At 45.6% G+C, this 17466-nt stretch carries 18 protein-coding genes; 15 read left to right on the top strand and 3 right to left on the bottom strand.

The features are described 5' to 3' along the window. Positions 1-88: 88 nt before the first annotated feature. Genes IGK63_RS12205 through IGK63_RS12195 form a run of 3 tightly spaced genes read left to right on the top strand, consistent with a single transcriptional unit; the run spans position 89 to position 3084 of the window. Entirely contained in the window at positions 89-1540 is a 1452-nt protein-coding gene (locus tag IGK63_RS12205) for an amidase (RefSeq protein WP_016612679.1), read from the top strand. A 12-nt stretch (positions 1541-1552) separates the two neighbouring features. Continuing rightward, entirely contained in the window at positions 1553-2404 is an 852-nt protein-coding gene (locus IGK63_RS12200; protein ID WP_005234276.1) for a transporter substrate-binding domain-containing protein, read from the top strand. Then, the gene (locus IGK63_RS12195) at positions 2404-3084 is read left to right on the top strand and encodes an amino acid ABC transporter permease (RefSeq protein ID WP_005234278.1); all 681 of its coding nucleotides are present in this window, start codon (positions 2404-2406) and stop codon (positions 3082-3084) included. Before IGK63_RS12200 ends, IGK63_RS12195 begins: the two co-directional genes overlap by 1 nt. A 126-nt stretch (positions 3085-3210) precedes the next feature. Here IGK63_RS12195 and IGK63_RS12190 read toward each other — a convergent pair whose 3' ends face one another. Then, on the bottom strand, positions 3211-3531 hold the full coding sequence (locus IGK63_RS12190) for a helix-turn-helix domain-containing protein (protein ID WP_005228576.1): 321 nt from the start codon (positions 3529-3531) through the stop codon (positions 3211-3213). A 255-nt stretch (positions 3532-3786) separates the two neighbouring features. On the opposite strand from IGK63_RS12190, the gene IGK63_RS12185 reads away from it, so the two are divergent. From IGK63_RS12185 to IGK63_RS12160, 6 genes are all read left to right on the top strand, one after another. Continuing rightward, positions 3787-4122: a PTS cellobiose transporter subunit IIB gene (locus IGK63_RS12185; protein WP_016612678.1), complete on the top strand. Its 336-nt coding sequence runs from the start codon at positions 3787-3789 to the stop codon at positions 4120-4122. Positions 4123-4135: 13 nt separating this feature from the next. Next, on the top strand, positions 4136-4492 hold the full coding sequence (locus IGK63_RS12180; RefSeq protein ID WP_016612677.1) for a PTS lactose/cellobiose transporter subunit IIA: 357 nt from the start codon (positions 4136-4138) through the stop codon (positions 4490-4492). Then, positions 4482-5000, top strand: a complete 519-nt coding sequence (locus tag IGK63_RS12175; protein WP_016612676.1) for a hypothetical protein — start codon at positions 4482-4484, stop codon at positions 4998-5000. The genes IGK63_RS12180 and IGK63_RS12175 overlap by 11 nt, the downstream gene beginning before the upstream one ends. Next, positions 4993-6345 carry a PTS cellobiose transporter subunit IIC gene (celB, locus tag IGK63_RS12170; protein ID WP_016612675.1) on the top strand — a complete coding sequence of 451 codons (1353 nt, stop codon included), beginning with the start codon at positions 4993-4995 and terminating at the stop codon, positions 6343-6345. The genes IGK63_RS12175 and celB overlap by 8 nt, the downstream gene beginning before the upstream one ends. Positions 6346-6491: 146 nt before the next feature. After that, positions 6492-7130, top strand: a complete 639-nt coding sequence (locus IGK63_RS12165) for a GyrI-like domain-containing protein (protein ID WP_005234279.1) — start codon at positions 6492-6494, stop codon at positions 7128-7130. Beyond that, entirely contained in the window at positions 7127-8071 is a 945-nt protein-coding gene (locus IGK63_RS12160; protein ID WP_016612674.1) for an ROK family protein, read from the top strand. Before IGK63_RS12165 ends, IGK63_RS12160 begins: the two co-directional genes overlap by 4 nt. A gap of 46 nt (positions 8072-8117) precedes the next feature. Here IGK63_RS12160 and IGK63_RS12155 read toward each other — a convergent pair whose 3' ends face one another. Both IGK63_RS12155 and IGK63_RS12150 read right to left on the bottom strand, forming a co-directional pair. Continuing rightward, positions 8118-9317, bottom strand: coding sequence for an AI-2E family transporter (locus IGK63_RS12155; protein ID WP_008380813.1), 1200 nt, complete (start codon positions 9315-9317; stop codon positions 8118-8120). A gap of 201 nt (positions 9318-9518) precedes the next feature. Beyond that, entirely contained in the window at positions 9519-9887 is a 369-nt protein-coding gene (locus tag IGK63_RS12150; protein WP_016612672.1) for a PaaI family thioesterase, read from the bottom strand. Positions 9888-10075: 188 nt separating this feature from the next. Between IGK63_RS12150 and menB the strand changes: the two genes are divergently transcribed. From menB to menC, 6 genes are read left to right on the top strand one after another with little or no spacing between them, the layout of a single operon-like run. After that, positions 10076-10891 (top strand): 1,4-dihydroxy-2-naphthoyl-CoA synthase, encoded by an 816-nt coding sequence (gene menB, locus IGK63_RS12145; protein ID WP_005228595.1) that lies wholly within the window; start codon positions 10076-10078, stop codon positions 10889-10891. Beyond that, positions 10891-12390: an o-succinylbenzoate--CoA ligase gene (menE, locus tag IGK63_RS12140; RefSeq protein ID WP_016612671.1), complete on the top strand. Its 1500-nt coding sequence runs from the start codon at positions 10891-10893 to the stop codon at positions 12388-12390. The genes menB and menE overlap by 1 nt, the downstream gene beginning before the upstream one ends. Further along, the gene (locus tag IGK63_RS12135; RefSeq protein WP_016612670.1) at positions 12368-13732 is read left to right on the top strand and encodes an isochorismate synthase; all 1365 of its coding nucleotides are present in this window, start codon (positions 12368-12370) and stop codon (positions 13730-13732) included. Before menE ends, IGK63_RS12135 begins: the two co-directional genes overlap by 23 nt. After that, complete coding sequence (menD, locus tag IGK63_RS12130; RefSeq protein ID WP_016612669.1) at positions 13725-15437, top strand: 2-succinyl-5-enolpyruvyl-6-hydroxy-3-cyclohexene-1-carboxylic-acid synthase; 1713 nt, start codon at positions 13725-13727, stop codon at positions 15435-15437. The genes IGK63_RS12135 and menD overlap by 8 nt, the downstream gene beginning before the upstream one ends. Further along, positions 15434-16273, top strand: coding sequence for a 2-succinyl-6-hydroxy-2,4-cyclohexadiene-1-carboxylate synthase (gene menH, locus IGK63_RS12125; RefSeq protein WP_016612668.1), 840 nt, complete (start codon positions 15434-15436; stop codon positions 16271-16273). Before menD ends, menH begins: the two co-directional genes overlap by 4 nt. Positions 16274-16288: 15 nt before the next feature. Then, complete coding sequence (gene menC, locus IGK63_RS12120; RefSeq protein WP_016612667.1) at positions 16289-17416, top strand: o-succinylbenzoate synthase; 1128 nt, start codon at positions 16289-16291, stop codon at positions 17414-17416. Positions 17417-17466 lie beyond the last annotated feature (50 nt).

The raw sequence follows: 17466 nt of genomic DNA, 5'->3' as shown, positions 1-17466 counted from the left end.
GGTATATTGTAGTCTATATAAAGAAGAATTTTTCATGTGTTACAGTTTAGATAATTGTTTGAGGTTTTGAGGGAAAGGAGGGGCAAGCATGCAAGATGCGACCTATTGGGCGAAACAATTGCGGCAAGGACAAATCAGCTTTGCAGAGCGGGTGGCGATGATCGAAGAAAAAGTCAATCAACAAAATTCGCTTTTGAATGCGCTTGTAACATTTGATCCGCAAGCAGCGATCCAGCATTACGAGCAGCATCTTCAAAAAACGGTCTTTGGGGGACAACCCATGCCGTTAAAAATACTCGGCCAAAACAAAGCAGGGTGGCCAGCAACGTCAGGAGCCAAACTGTTTGCTAAAGCACGAGCCAGCCGCACGGCTCATTTTGTCTCTCGTTTAGAAGAGACGGGCTTTGTGCCGTTAGGGCAAACCAATGCACCAGAATTTGGATTCAAAAACATCACTGATCCAATATTGTATGGGCCTACGCGTAATCCGTGGAATCCTGCCTATTCAGCTGGTGGTTCCAGTGGTGGTGCGGCAGCGGCAGTGGCTTCGGGGATGTTTCCGATTGCGGGTGCCAGTGATGGCGGCGGATCGATCCGCATTCCAGCATCCTTTAGCGGATTGATCGGTTTGAAGCCAACTCGTGGCACGATGCCAGTGGGTCCTAGTGAATGGCGCAGCTGGCAAGGCGCTTCCATCAACTTTGCGTTGACGCTTTCCATGCGTGATACGGAACAGTTGTTTTATGCGTTGCGGACGTCACAGCCGGCAGCCCCTTATCAGGCACCGCAAGTAGAATGGCATCATCAGCAAGCGAGTCAAAAACCGCGGTTGAAGGTTGCTTTTACTACCGCATCGCCGACCGGTGGCCAAGTGTCTGAAACTGCCATCCAAGCAGTCCGAAGTGCAGCCGCATTTTTAGAAAAGCAGGGGCACGAAGTCGTTGAAGTGGGCTATCCAGTGGATGGTCAGCAAATGATGACCACTTATTACGCCATGAATGGTGGCGAAACAGCTGCGATGTTTGCTGAGATCGATGCTGCTCGTCAAGAACCGGTCAGACGGGAAGAGATGGAATTGATGACCTGGGCACTTTACCAATATGGCAAAAAACTGCCGGCCGCCGATTACGTTCTTGCCTTGCAGTGGTGGGATCAGCTGGCAGAAAAAATGGAAGAAGTCTTTTCGACCTATGATCTCTTTTTAACACCGACGACGGCTTTTCCAGCCCCTTTGATCGAGGAAGACTTACAAAGCGATAGCATTCGCCAAAGACTGCATGAGATCGAATCGCTTGGAAAAAGTGCTGCGGGTGAGTTGATCGAAGAAATGTTTGCCAAGAGCTATACTCTGACACCTTACACTCAATTAGCCAATTTAACGGGGCAGCCAGCCATCAGCTTGCCAACTGCTCTTAGCGAGGAAGGGTTGCCGCTAGGGATCCAATTTATGGCGTCTAAAGGCAGAGAAGATCTGCTTTTCCAAGTCGGCTATTTATTTGAAACACAGCAACGATTTCTGTTGCCAAAACAAGGAAACTAAGAGGAGGATATTATGAAACAAGTTAGAAAAGGGAAAATCGTTGCAATGGTTGGCTTTTTAGGTTTATTTACGGGGGTCCTGTTAAGTGCCTGCAGCAAACCAACGGAAGAAGACTCAAGTCTAAGCAAGGTGGAAGAAGCCAAAACATTGGTTGTTGCTACTTCGGGAACCTTGTATCCATCGTCTTACTATAACGATGAAAATGAATTAGTGGGCTATGATGTCGATGTGGCAAAAGAAGTCGCCAAACGATTAGGCGTAGAGATCACATTTAAAGAGTACAATGTCGATGGACAAGTTTCTTCTTTAACACGTGGAGAAGCCGATTTTGCTGCCAACGATTTTGGTTTGACGGATGAACGGGCGGAAAAATTCAGTCTCTCAACGCCTATCAAATACTCGTTCGATAGTATGATCGTGCGTAAAAGTGATGACTCAGGGATTGCTTCTTTAGAAGATTTGGATGGCAAAAAAGCTGCTGGTGAACCGAATACCAGCTACATGCGCTTAGCCGAATCTTATGGGGCAGAATTAGTGACTTACGACAACGCAACGAATGATCAGTATTTGACAGATGTTGCGAATGGTCGAACGGATGTGATCTTGAATGATTACTATTTGCAAAAAATGGCGGTTGCTGCTTTGCCAGATATCCCTGTAAAAATTTTAGAAGATGTCTACTTTAATCCGAATGAAACGGGCTTCTTATTTGTGAAGGATCATAAAGCATTGCAGGAAAAAGTGGATGCTGTTTTAGCAGAAATGAAAGAAGACGGCCGTTTAAAAGAACTTGCAGAAACGTATTTTCAAACCGATATTTCAGTAAAATCTGATCAAGCGATCCAAACGGTTGAAACAGACTAATGTATATTCCAACCCTTGATTTGCCGTTGATGTGGGACTCATTGCCCTATTTGCTGTCGGGCTTGTCCTATACGGTCGGCATTGCTGTCGTTTCTTTTCTAGGTGGCAACCTCTTAGGGATCATGCTCACCTTCTTAGGGATGCTGGAAAACCCCATCATTAGAGGGTTCGTGCGGGGCTATCTCTCATTTCTAAGAGGCGTCCCAGCGTTGGTCTTGTTGTTCCTACTGTATTTTGGCTTGCCCTATCAATTGTCGGCGCTTAGTGCTGCGATCATCTGTTTTACATTGACCAGCAGCGCATTTATCGGGGAAATCTACCGAGGATCAATTGCTGGAGTGGATCGTGGGCAATTTGATGCTGCCTATGCGTTAGGGTTATCATTTACGAAAACGATGCGTCTGATTATTTTGCCGCAAGCTTTTCGTATATCTGTACCGGCATTGAGTAATGTGGCAATGGATTTGTTGAAAGGAACCTCCTTGGCAGCAATGATCACGATTCCTGATATTTTTCAAAAAGCTAAGATCGTTGGCGGACGAACCTTTGATTACATGTCAATGTATGTGCTAGTTGCCATCATCTATTGGCTGTTGTGCATTTTGATTGAAGCCGGGCAAAAGCGATTAGAACAACATTTTTCAAAACGCTTTGCCGCTAATGAGGCTGTAAGACAATAAAAAAAGAGCCGAGGCTCTTCAGCTGCTGTCAATGTTTCCTTGTGAGACATTGACAGCAGTTTTTTCTTTAGGTAATGAAGCAGCACCACAAGTTAGCCAGAGAAAAAAGGCAGAATAGTATCGCGTTTACTCTGGCCGGTTTTTTATAAATTCGATAAAGGTAATGATTTCGGATAGTTGATATTCAGTAAAGTCCTCATTGATTCTTGAAGCCACACGAATCTGTTTCATAGAGAGGGCTTCCAAATCATTCGGACGTCCATGTAAATAATCGAGACTGACATTGAAGTAATCAGCAAGTTCTTTTTGGATCTCAATATCGGGCATCCGATTGCCTTGCTCATACGAAGCATAGGTTGTTTTGGCGATTCCTAAATATTTTGCCATTTTTGCTTGTGTTAAACCAGATCGCGTTTTCCGCAACTGTCTTAAACGATCTTTAAACATGAAATCCCCTCCACAAAATTATTCTACTATGACACGATAGAAGCAGAAAGAAATTAATGTTTTATATCACTAATAGAGTTTTATTGCATTTACAAAGTACTCGATATGTAATACTATTTATGTGAAGAAGGATTACTACCTGTAAGAATCAGCAGGTAGTGAATCGTTCTCAAGGATTTTTTATAGCATGAAGGAGGGTAGAAGAAAGGAATAGATACACCAAAATGGAAGCGTTTCATAGGAGGAGGAAGTGAAATGAAAAAAGTGTTGATAATTTGTGCAGCAGGCATGTCTTCATCGTTGATCGCTAAAAAAGGAACAAGCTTTTTAACCACAGAAGGCTGGTCAGTGAGGATCGATGCCATCTCTGCTTCAGAGGGGATCGCTACGATCGCTAAGGATGAGTATGATTTATATTTAGTTAGCCCGCAAACGAAAATGCATTTTGCCAATTTAAAGAAAAGCGCCGATAAATACGGCAAACCAATCGTGAATATTCCCCCGCAAGCGTATATTCCGATCCCAATCGGAATCGAGAAATTAGCACAGTTAGTCAAAGAAAGCATTGCATTAGAAAAAAGTACGAAATAAATGGAGGCAGGCTATGGATAGTGAAAAAATACAAGAAATATCCTTTGAACTTATTTTAGCAAGCGGTGATGCCCGCACGATGATTCATCAAGCCTTTGAACAGATGCGAATCAGTAGTTGTCAAGAAGCGCAAGAGTTGTTGGACACAGCCAATGATTCATTAGTCAAAGCCCACCGCATCCAGTCAAAAATGCTGCAAGAATATGCTTCAGGGACCTCATTTACCTGCGATATCTTGTTGATCCATGCACAAGATCATTTGATGACAACCATGACCCTCAGAGAGGTTGCACTAGAAATGCTAAGGATTTATCAAAAGATGAATCGCCTTGAAGAAGCGATCCAATGCAGGAGTGCAGATGGCGAGTAAGCAAGCAAAAGTCGCGCAAAGAGATGCATCGCAAAAACTGACGAAGAAAAATCTCTATTTTCAACGTCTGTTGTTTTTGCGGTACTTAGTCGCATTCTCTTTCTTTTTTAACCTATATTGGCTGTTAGCTGCTTCTTTGGCAGGGCAATGGCTGCGTGTGGTTCCACTGAGCCTGTTGCTTTTTTCAATGGGAGCGATCAGTGAGTTTATCCGCTTATATGGACACCACGCAACCATCGTCCGCAAGCAACTCTTTTTTACTACTTGGTATTTACGCCTTCAAATGGGGACAATGGCCATTCTTTTTTTATTGACTTTTTTTGGAGTGACAGAAGTTATTTTCCCCTATTTCACCTCGCAAAGTACGGAGTATGTTCGCATAGTTCTCTGGATAAGTGGCGTCTTTGCTTGGAGTGGTATCAGAAAACTGAAGAAAATTTTTCGTAATAAAGATCGACAATGGCAATGGATACGTGAATTTGAAGAGATAGAAAGAAAGGGTGATTGAATTGACAGAATCGAACAATAAACTATTTCAACTTTTGGAAAAAGCAGTAATGGGTCCGATGGGAAAGATTTCCCAATACAAAATCGTTCGTAGCATCATGGCGGCAGGGATGGCGTCGATTCCTTTTACGATCGTAGGCTCAATGTTTTTAGTATTCAACATTTTACCGATCACGTTTCCGTTTTTAGCTGACTTTTTTGAAGCGACTTTTTTGAATTTCAGTGATTTGTATATGTTAGCAAATAGTACGACCATGGGGTTATTGGCATTATATTTTTGTATCGTTCTGGGCTATGAGTATTCCAAGATCATTCAAGTCGAGGAGAATCTCGACCTGACGCCGATCAATGGGGCGTTGTTAGGTGTTTTTGCTACATTGATGTCGATTCCTCAGCTTGTTTTTGACGGCGGAAAAATGACACGGATGAATGATGTGGAAGAAGGGCTGATCAATGGCTGGTTGATTGGTGCCGATGGAGTCGCACGTCTAGGAACTGTTGGTATTTTCACCGGTATCGTGATGGCGGTCGTTGCCGTTCAGCTGTATCGTCTCTGTGTAAAAAACAACTGGGTCATCAAAATGCCCGAAGAAGTGCCTGAAGGTGTGGCTCGTAGTTTTACAGCACTGATACCAGCCTTTGTAGTGGCAGTTGTGGTTCTGACCATCAATGGTGTTTTAGTTGTTTTTGGGACGGATATTTTTCAACTAGTGGCAATTCCGTTTGGGTTTGTTACCCACCTTACGGATAGTTGGTTGGGAATCATGGTGATTTACTTCCTCGCGCATGCCTTGTGGTTGGTAGGGATTCATGGATTCAATATCATTAGTCCACTGATCACCCCGATCATGTTAGCTAATTTAGCTGCCAATGTTGAAGGGGCGAGTTTCCCATTAGCAGGCCAATTTACCAACGGGTACGTGACATTAGGTGGTTCGGGAGCAACCCTTGGTTTTACCTTATTTATGATCTACATTGCTAAATCGAAACAGATGAAAGTATTAGGGAGAGCTGCCATCGTCCCGTCGATTTTCAATATCAATGAACCGATTATTTTCGGGGTGCCGATCATCTATAATCCTTATTTAGCAATTCCTTTCTTGTTAGCACCGATGGCATCCGCCACGATCGCGTATTTTGCCACAAGGATGGAATTGATTCGTCCCATGATCGCCAATATTCCTTTCCCAACACCCGTTGGACTTGGTGGTTTTATTGGCACCGGTGGAGACTGGCGTGCAGGCGTCGTTGCCATTGTTTGTGCAGTTGTTTCTTTCTTGATCTATTTTCCATTTGCGAAGTTTTATGACACAAAATTGCTGAAAGAAGAACAAGAAGCCGCATAAGACGAGCAGTTGGGGAAACAGCAAGTAGCTACATTATCTTAATAGAAAAAACAATCGTCCCTTTGCAGTTGAGGGGATAACTGTTTTTGCGATGTCCCTTCTTTTTCATGGTAAAATAAAGAAAAGCAAATCGAGGAGGGTCTTTTATGAAGTATGAATGGCGCAAACTAGAAAAAGAGCTTTATCTTCCCAAAAAACCAACAGTGATCGAGGTGCCAACGTATCAATTTATCAGTTTGAGCGGCAGCGGCGATCCGAATCGTCCTGAATTCAGCGAAGAAATCGCCGCTTTATATACGATTTCTTATTCACTCAGGATGGGGTTAAAAAAAGGGGCTTTTGGCAATGAACCCTTTGAATACACGGTCTTTCCTTTGGAAGGCGTGTGGACCTCTCTGACAAAGCCAGAGGGTGCCATCAACAAAGAAGAATTGATCTATAAAATCATGATTCGCCAACCAGATCCAGTCACGGAAACACTGTTTCAAGAACAGCTCTTGGCAGTCAAAGAGAAGAAAGACAATCCAAATCTAGAGAAGCTCATCTTTGAACGTTATGAAGAAGGACTGTGTCTGCAAGCAATGCATACAGGCTCTTTTGATACTGAAGCGGAAACATTTGCGCAAATGAAGGAGCTGTTAAAACAAGAACAGTTAGTGATCCGTCCAACGATGGACACGTTCCAGCATCGAGAAATCTATTTGTCTGATCCGCGAAAAGTCTCACCAGATAAAGCCAAAACCGTCCTGCGATGGGCAGTAGAATCAGAAGGTGGGATTCAGTGAATAAAAACTATTTAAGCATCGACATCGGCGGCACGAAAATCAAATCGGCTGTCATTGATCGCTCGGGGAATATTCTGACACGAGGACGGATGGATACGCCGAAAAGTCTTGCGGAATTTTTGACGGGGATTGAAACGATCGTTGAGGACGTTCATGGAAGCATTCGGGGCATTGCGGTTAGTACCCCGGGAAAAGTCAACCCAGAGACCGGGACAATCTCGTTTGGCGGGGCATTGCCTTTTTTAGATGGGGTCTCCTTAAAACAGCTGCTGGCAAAGTATCAAATGCCGCTTGCTGTGACCAACGATGGCAAAGCAGCCGCATTAGCTGAATGGTGGCTAGGAAACCTTAAAGGGATTCAAAACGGAGCTGCCATAACATTAGGTACTGGTTTGGGCGGTGGCGTAATCGTTGAGGGAAAACTGATCCAAGGTGCACATTTTCAAGCCGGGGAATTAAGTTTTCTACTAAATGCCACTAAGAGAAGCGATGCTCCAGAAAACGCTGAGCAACCAAATAATCAGGGATTGACCCTGCAGCAATTGGCAGGTTTTAGCGGTTCAGCGGTCGCCATGATTCGTCGCAGCGCCCAACTGCTAGGCTTAGCTGATCTTGCGGATGGTGAAGCAGTTTTTGACGCCATCAATCAGAAACAACCACAGGTCTGGGCGCTGTTTACAGCGTATTGCCGAGAAATCGCGTGTGTCATGCTCAATGTTCAAGCCGTGATCGACTTAGAGCGCTTCGTGATTGGCGGGGGCATCAGTGCCCAAGCGATCGTGGTGGAAGAAATTGACCGTCAGTATCAGCAACTGCTAGCTAGTTTACCGATTTTGCAGCAGACTTTGACGAAGCCGGAGATCCAAGCGTGCAAATTTCAAAACGATGCCAACTTATTAGGGGCGCTCTATCATTTCTTTTTGGAACATGAGATGAAATAAAATAGACCAAAAAACTGTCGCGAACCAACGATTCGCGACAGTTTTTTTAGGCTTTTTTCTTGGGGTCTTTGTCTTCGTCACCTAGGTAATCTTTGCTAGTGAAGGCACTGTGGAAGTATTTGCCTTCTTGACCGTAATAGCGGTTATAGCGCTGCTTGAATTTGCGGAACACGTAAACGACAAGAACTTTTAGCAGACAATAAATTGGGATCCCGAAAATCACCCCAACGATCCCCATCAAATCACCCATCACTAATAAAACAACCAGAATCGTAATAGGATGAATTTTCAATCGGTCACCCATCACACGGGGCACGACTAAATCCCCATGAAGCAACTGTACAGCAAACCAAGCAATCAAAAATTTAACCAACATCCCGGTGGAGTCTTGTGCGGCAATGAAAAGTCCCGGGAAAAAGACGATAAAAGGACCAATATAGGGGATGATGCAAAGCAGACCAGCGGCGATCGCCAGAATACTGGCATACTCTAAGCCAATCAATAGGAAAACGACCCAATAGATCGCCCCTAAAATCAAGGAAGAAATGATTTGTCCTTTCAAAAAGGCACCGACTTGTATGTCAGAGATCTTGACGATTTCATTAAAGTCTTTGCGAAAACGTGGTGGCACTAACGAGAGAACCGAAAAATAAAACTTGTTGGGGTTGCGCAATAAGAAAAAGGCAATGATCGGTCCCGTAAACAAAGCGATGAACAAGGTCGATATCGTTGAAAACAAACTGCTGAGCCCAGCAGCACCAGTTTCCCAATAGTCCCCAATAAAACTCATGATGTTGTTGGTGATATTTTGCAATGTGTCTGTAATTTGTGCCATCTCATCTTGAAACGGGGTATTTTCTAAAAAGGCGGTCGCGTTTTTCTCAAAGTCACTGACCAAACTTGGTAAGCTGTTGATCAGATCGGTGGTTTGCTGCTCCAAAATCGGGTAAAGCTGGAAACCAGCAAAGACGATCAACAAAAGAATCAAAAGATAGATTCCAGCAATCGAAACACTGCGGGGAATTTTTTTCGATTCCAATTTATCGACCACCGGGTTAAACAGATAGTAAAGGATCAGCCCAAATAAAAAGGGGGGGATAATAGCTGTAAGTATGGCTGAAAAGGGTGTAAATAAAAAAGAAATCTGATTTAGCAAAAAGACAGCAACTGCCGACAAGATAATCAGTCCTAAGACATAATAGCTTGTTTTGCCGCCTAAAAAGTGGATCAATCGGTTATTTTTCATAATAAGCCTCGCTTTCTTAGCTACATTATAACGAAAGACCCCTATTCTGTAAAAAAACAACGTACCTTTTGAAAAAACTACGCTCATATTCTCAATATCTTTATAATGAAAGAATATCTTTGATAAGGGGTTAACTGGTGGCATCTTTCTTCAAAGCAGGCCAAAAATGCTCCCGTGTTTACAACACAGGAGCGAAAAGAATTATTTGCGCACTGTCGTCAAGGTACAGCGACCAACGGCAGTTTTTAACCCGCTAGCTAACCAAATAGTGGCTTGCCAAGTTTGGATACGAGCGCCGATACGATCAGGACTAGCTTCTACGATCAGGGTTCCTTCTTGAGCGGCGGCTAGATGGTTGACTTGTAGGTCAATGCCGGCGGCGAAGGCTTCTTCTTGAGCCAAAGCTTGATTGGCGCCGATGCTGCAGGCAGTCTCGATCAAAACGCCGTTAATGCCACCGTGAACGAGACCAAAAGGCTGTTTGTGCTGTTCTTTGATTGGCATCCGTAAACGAACAAAATCGGCTGTTGCTGCTTCTACTTCGATTTCTAAAGCTTCTAGTAAGTTCATTTTTAGCTCCTTTTTCTAAGAAAGTTACCATGATTATAGCACGAGTTTTGTTAGAAATAGCCGAAGTTCTCAGAAAGTCGGCAACAGGGGGAGAAGTCTTAAGAAATTCCCTTAACCAAAGCAATTTCTAACGAAAAGCGACTAGATATGTGTATAATAGAGCTATGTGAATTGAGGAGGAACAAGTAATGAGAGAATGGAAAACCTTAAAAGAATATGATGAAATTTTATTTGAACAACATGGAAAAGTGGCGAAGATCACGATCAACCGCCCAGAAGTCCACAATGCGTTTACACCAAAAACGGTGTTTGAAATGATTGATGCGTTTTCAATCAGTCGCGATGAACCAGGCATCGGCGTGATTATTTTGACAGGCGCCGGCGACAAAGCCTTTTGTTCAGGCGGAGACCAAAAAGTCCGTGGTCACGGTGGCTATGTTGGGGAAGATCAGGTTCCTCGCTTAAACGTATTGGATCTGCAACGCTTGATCCGCACGTTGCCAAAACCGGTGATCGCCATGGTCAAAGGCTGGTCGATCGGCGGCGGAAATGTTTTACAATTGGTTTGTGATTTAACGATTGCCGCTGACAACGCTAAATTTGGTCAAACAGGACCAAATGTCGGTAGTTTTGATGGTGGCTATGGTTCGGGGTATCTTGCACGGACGATCGGTCATAAAAAAGCCAAAGAAGTTTGGTTCATGACAAAACAATATACCGCCGAAGAAGCATTGGCAATGAACTGGATCAATACGGTCGTTCCTCTTGATCGAGTAGAAGATGAAACGATGGAATGGGCCGAAACGATGCTGCAAAAGAGCCCGTTGGCGTTACGTATGATCAAAGCATCAATGAATGCCGATACGGACGGATTAGCTGGCATTCAGCAATTGGCCGGCGATGCGACCTTATTGTATTACACGATGGATGAAGCCAAAGAAGGTCGTGACGCGTTTAAAGAAAAACGTCAACCAGACTTCGACCAATTCCCTAAATTCCCATAATGACTGGGAGTTGGCTGCAAAGGCAAGCACAACTTCATCCAGAACGACCAGCTTTTTATTGGCATGAAAAAAGCTGGTCGTTTGCTGCCTTGCAAAAAGAGGTTTATGCTTATGCTGCTTATTATCAAGCCCAATTCGTTGTTCTGCCAAACCGGGTAGCCCTTTTTAGCAATAACTCCCCTGAATTGGTTTTTACGATCCTTGCGTTGTGGGAGTTGGGGATCGAAGTCCAGCTGTTGAATACGCGATTGACAGCCGCTGAAATCACCTTCCAATTGCAAGATGCCCACTGCGACTGGGTGATCACGGCAGATAAGATTGCGGTCTCGGGTGTTCGCAGCATGACCTTTGGACAAGCGATGGAACAGGCGAAGGCTCTTGCCAGTTCTGTTGATCCTTCGTTTGTTCCTAATAAAGCAATCTATCAAGCAGAACAAGTAGCTTCGATTATGTATACATCCGGTACGACGGGCAATCCCAAGGGTGTGCCGCAAACCTTTAGGAATCATCTAGCAAGTGCCGAAGCGACTCAAAAGAACTTAACGATCACTAGTGAGGATTGTTGGCTTTGTGCAGTTCCGCTGTATCATATCAGTGGATTATCAATTCTCTTGCGTTCCTTGCGACTTGGAATGAGTGTTCGTTTGTATGAGCGCTTTGATGCTGGAGAAATGGCGAAAGATCTTGAGGCAGGAAAAGGGACGATCGTTTCTTTGGTGGCGAAAATGTTGACAGATTTGCTGCCGTTGGTGCCTCAACAAGGCTTTGATTCGTTGCGTTATGTACTGCTAGGCGGCGGGCCCATTGCCAAAAGCATATTGGAAAAATGCCAGCAAAAACAGCTTTCTGTGATCCAATCCTATGGGATGACAGAAACCTGTTCACAAGTGGTGGCATTGCCGCCAGAAAAAGCTTCAGAAAAAATCGGCTCCTCAGGGGTTCCCCTGCAAGGTGTCCATTTACGAATTGCGGTTGATGCGAAAATGGCAGATCATCAGACTGCTGAAAGTACCCAGTCGATCGGAGAGATCCAACTGCAAGGACCGGCGATCACGACCCGTTACTTAAACGATCGCAGTCCACAGCAGTGGGACCAAGAGGGCTGGTTTGCCACAGGAGATCTAGGGTATCTTGATCAAGAGGGCTTTTTGTATGTAGTCAGTCGTGCAAGCGAACTGATCATATCTGGTGGAGAAAACATCTATCCTGCAGAAGTGGAGCAAGCCTTGTTGCAGCATCCAGCGGTCAAAGAGGCAGCTGTGGTGGGGGAACCAGACGAGGAGTGGGGACAATCTGTCGCGGCTTATTTAACGTTAAATGAGTCCGTCCGACTCCAAGCCTTGTTGGATACATTAGAAGGGCAGATCGCCCATTATAAATTTCCGCGCCGTTTTTATCACGTGCGAGAAATGCCGCGCACAGCAAGCGGCAAACTTTTAAAACGGCTATTGCTGAGTGAAGAAAGAGTGAACTACATTGAACAGCAAATCATCAAGTAATTATGAAGCAGCGATCGCTGCCGGGAAAACCTATTTGAGTGAGTATCAGCCTTTAAAAAGGTGTGACTTACTGGCTCTTTATGCAGCGGCACAAGAATATCAAGGGGAACGCTATTTCTGGCGTACCCCTGATGAAACGACTAGTATGGTAGGGTTGGGTTGGTTAGTCACTTTTTCGCAACCCAAACTTGCAGACTTTTCAGAAGTCCGCTCTCTCTTAAAGCAAGCCCATTATCAACCAGAGGCACCTTTGCAGGCGCAGCTGGTTGGGGGCTTTGCTTTTGATGAACAGGCAGAAGTCAGTCAGGATTGGGCTGAGCTAGGTGCCGGTCTCTTTGCGTTGCCAGAAATACTGGTCCGCAAAACTGGCGATCAGTGTGGCGTCGTTTATACAGTAGCCGCTTCTTCCGAGGAACAACGACAACAAAAAGTCGCTGCCTTACAGGAAAAAGTCGCAAGCTGGTTGAATGCCAACCCGGACAAGAGTCTTGTAGCAGAAACGCCTGCTTTTCAGGCACAAGAGGAACTAGAGGTGCCCCCATGGCTGCAAACGGTCGAAGAGACAGTGGCAGCCATTCGCTCGAATGAAACACCGTTGAAAAAAGTGGTTCTGGCCAGGAGAATGAAGATAGAAACGAAGCAGTCGATCATTAGTGCTGGGGTGTTGCAACGGTTGGCGCAACAGCAGCCGAATACCTATCTTTTTGCCATCGAACATGGGGGCCATGTTTTTGCTGGTGCGACGCCAGAACGCTTGCTAAAAGCGACTGTCGATCAATTTGAAACGGTAAGTATCGCAGGTTCCGCACCAAGAGGCAAAACCAAAGAAGAAGATGAGGCACTGGCACAAGCCCTCTTAGCGGACGCAAAAAATACCCATGAACATCAAGTAGTTGTCGATCGCTTAGAAACGGCATTGGCTACTTTGTTAGCTGACGGTTTTCAATCAGAAGCCCGCTCCGTCATCAAGAATCGTGACATTCAGCATTTGTTTGTTCCTTTAGCAGGGCAAAGAAAAGCAGGAGTCAATTTTCTGAGCGCCGTGCAAAAACTACACCCGACCCCAGCATTGGGGGGAGAACCGAAAGAAGCAGCCGTCTCATGGATTCGTACCCATGAACCAGCCAGCAGAGGGATGTACGGTGGACCGATCGGTTGGTTGGGTATTCAAGAAGATATTGGCGAGTTTGCTGTGGCGATCCGCTCAGGATTCTTTAGCGGCAATCAAGCAACGCTGTATGCGGGCTGTGGGATCGTTGCCGATTCAGACGCAGAATCTGAACGTCAAGAAACACGGTTAAAATTTCAACCGATGAGGAGAGGGATCTTAGGAGATGAATAATCAGACAGTCATGACAGACTATTTATTAGCGACCATCCAGGGACTAAAAGCAGCGGGTGCGAAGCGAGCGGTTATTAGTCCCGGTTCACGCTCAACGCCATTGGCGCTACTATTGCATCGTGATCCTGAGATCACCTGTACGGTGGCTGTCGATGAACGTTCGGCTGCTTTTTTTGCTTTAGGGATGTCCAAAGTTGATCTCCAGCCAACAATCTTACTGTGTACTTCTGGAACTGCAGCAGCCAATTATTATCCAGCCGTTTGTGAAGCAGAAGCCACCAACTTGCCACTGATCGTCTTAACGGCTGATCGTCCACCAGAACTGCGGGGCGTTGGGGCGCCACAAGCGATGGACCAACAGAATTTGTATGCCTCTCACGTCAAAAAGATGGTAGAGATGACCGTGCCAGAAAACGATCCTGCTTTGTTGCGTTATAGTTTTTGGCAAGCTGCAACTTGCACGATCGAAGCGCAAAAACAGCCGAAAGGCCCGGTCCAAATCAACTTTCCATTACGGGAGCCGCTGTTGCCTGACTTTAGTCGCCAATGCAGTATTCAGCAAGACGTGAGCTATCTGGCACCACAACAAGAGCTGTCAGCAGAGATGATCAACCAGCTAGCCCCTTACTTTGATAAAAAAGGTATTCTGATTGCTGGAGAAAGCCTTACGATCGAAGAAGCGCAGCAGTTGCTGGCTTTTTCAGAGAAATTAGGCTGGCCGATTGTCGGCGATCCATTGACCAATTTGGCGACAGCCGGTACCAAAGTAGGAACATTTATCAGTCAAGCCGATCTTATTTTCCCGCAATTGACTTCTGCCTTCCAACCAGAGGTGGTCGTGCGTTTTGGTCGCTTACCAGTCACTAAAAATGTCCTGTTATGGTTGAACAAAGCAGCGGATACGACGACGTGGCTCTTTGTTGATCCATCGGGGCAGTGGCAAGATCAGCTGCATCGGGCAAACTATTTGATCGAAGCAGCGATCAGCACTTTCGTGGCGGCCATCACCCAGTTGCCGATCGTCAAACATACGGCGTGGCAACAACAATGGCAAGCACTTCAAGCGCGGGCAGATCAGGTGATTGCTGCAAGTCCGCAGTTGAAACAATGGGATGAGAGCAGCGCTGTGCGCATGCTCCAACAATGTCTACCTGAAGAAGCGCAAATTCTTTTGGCAAACAGCAATGCGATCCGTTTCTTTGATCGCTACGGCAGCAAAATTTCCTCCACTTATCGAGTGTATGGAAATCGGGGCGTCAATGGGATCGACGGCCTTGTCTCGACCGTAGCTGGGATTGCTTCAGCCAGTCAAAAGCCTACCTACTTGTTGATTGGTGATTTAGCGTTGTACCATGATATGAACGGCCTACAACTACTGCGTCAGTATCAATTGCCAGTAACGATCATTTTACTGAATAATAACGGTGGTGGGATCTTTTCCTTTTTGTCACAAAACACCTTAGAACCAAACGACTTTGTCCCGCTCTTTGGCACGCCGTTAGACCTTGAGTTTCAAAAAGTGGCGGCCTTATATGAGGCAGATTGGCACACACCGACCTCTTTGCTAGAGTTTCAAACGATTTTAACGGAAACAAGCCAACAGCCGCGTTTTCAAATAATCGAAGTGAAGGGTGAGCCAAAAGATCCGGTTGATACTTGGCAAGCACTGCAACAGCAGTTTAGCGAGGCGGGAGCGCAGCAATGAGGGACACGATAAATGGCGTCAGTTATTTTTATCAGTGGTTGCAACCGTACCGACCAGCCTTACCAACCCTTGTGGCATTGCATGGCTTCACGGGTTCTTCGGAAAGTTTTCGACCGGTTTTTGTAGAGGAAGGTTCTTATAATGTATTGGCAGTCGACTTGATTGGACATGGACGGTCATCGATTTATGTCCATCCCATGCGTTATGAACTTCCTTTACTGGTGGAGGATCTCGCACAGCTTTTAGCGAAGTTAGGGATTGAACGCTATGGTCTTTATGGCTACTCGATGGGGGCACGAATCGCACTTGTCTGGGCAGTCAAGGAACCAGCTGCAGTGACCCATCTTTTGCTTGAGAGTGGTTCCCCCGGGTTGGCTGATCCAGCAGAACGACTCGCTCGTCAGCGGCACGATCGCCGCTTAGGATTGCGCTTACTAAGGGAGCCTTTGGTCGATTTTGTCGATTACTGGCAAGAACTGCCGTTGTTTGCTAGTCAAAAGGAGCTGCCCTTAGTGCAGCAGGCTGCTGTACGCCAAGGACGCTTGCAGCAAAATAAATTTGGCTTGGCAGTAAGCTTGGTTTACGGTGGTACTGGCAAACAGCCAAGCTGTTGGTCGGCACTTCCGCAGCTAGCTTGTGAAATTCTTTATTTAGCGGGGGAAAAAGATTTAAAGTTTCGGAAAATCGCCCACCAAATGAAGCAGCTGCAACCAGAGATGACCATCAAAGTCGTTGCTAATGCTGGACATTGTATCCATTTAGAACAGCCGACACAGGTTCGTCATGAAATCGATCAATGGTTTGTAAAAGGATCGAGGCCACAGTCAGCTGATTGACAAGGAGAGAACGCAATGAAGATTGAGAAAATTGAACGCATCGCCTGTCGCTTGCCCCTCAAACAACCCTTTGTGACAAGTTACGGACAATTAACAGAAAAAGCCTTTGATCTTTATTTGGTGACTGCAGAGGATGGAACGGTGGGCATCGGTGAATTGGTCGCTTTTGAGCAGCCAGATTACATTGAAGAAACCCTCTTTTCTGCTCGACAAGTGATTGAAACAGCACTGATCCCATTATTGATTGACCAGGAGATCGAGCATCCGCAAGAAGTTTGGCAATTGTTTCAAACGGTCCAAGGAAACTACATGGCAAAATCGGCTTTGGAAACAGCAATTTGGGATCTATATGGCAAGCAAACGCATCAAAGTGTGAAAGAGCTGTATACCGCCACCCGACCGAGTGTCGCTGTTGGCGTTAGTATCGGCATGCAAGACTCTGTCGAAAAACTAATGGCTCTTGTTGCCGCTTATGTCGCGCAAGGGTATCAACGAATCAAGTTAAAAATCAAGCCAGGGCAAGATGTTGCACCCTTGCGAGCGATTCGACAAGCCTTTCCAGAATTGCTTTTGATGGCAGATGCGAACGGAGCCTATCAGAGTGCGCCAGAACGCATTTTGGCACTTGATGACTTAGGTCTGGTGATGATCGAGCAACCCCTTAAGGTACGAGATTTGGTAGGGCACAGTCAGCTACAGCGACAGATGAAGACGCCTCTATGTTTGGATGAAGATATTCGAACGGCGGAAGACGTCGATACAGTCGCAGCACTGGACAGCTGCCGTGCGATCAACCTGAAAATCCCCCGTGTCGGTGGGATCACCGAAGCTTTGCGAATCCTTGATCGATGTCAAACCCATGGACTGATTGTTTGGTTAGGCGGCATGTTTGAGTCTGGTGTAGGACGAGCCATGAATTTGCAATTTGCGAGTCAAGATATTTTCCATTTTCCCGGGGACCTTTCCGCTTCTGACCGTTACTTTTATGATGATGTCATTACACAGCCTGCAACTTTGCATGAAGGAAAGCTGCTGGTACCTGATGGAAAGGGCTTTGGTATCACGTTAGCTGAAACAAAGCTAAGTCAATATGGGCAACCTAAAGAACGTATCTACTCAAGAAAAGGGTCAGCGAAAGAATAACAGCAGCCAAAGAAAAACAGCGAAAGCAAAAGAAACGGCCAACAGGGAAA

Origin of the sequence: Enterococcus sp. AZ040 (genome assembly GCF_050499185.1) — a bacterium.
Taxonomy (GTDB): Bacteria; Bacillota; Bacilli; order Lactobacillales; family Enterococcaceae; genus Enterococcus_D; species Enterococcus_D entomosocium.
The sequence above is the reverse complement of the archived record's forward strand: the minus strand, read 5'-3'. Positions and strand labels throughout refer to the sequence as shown.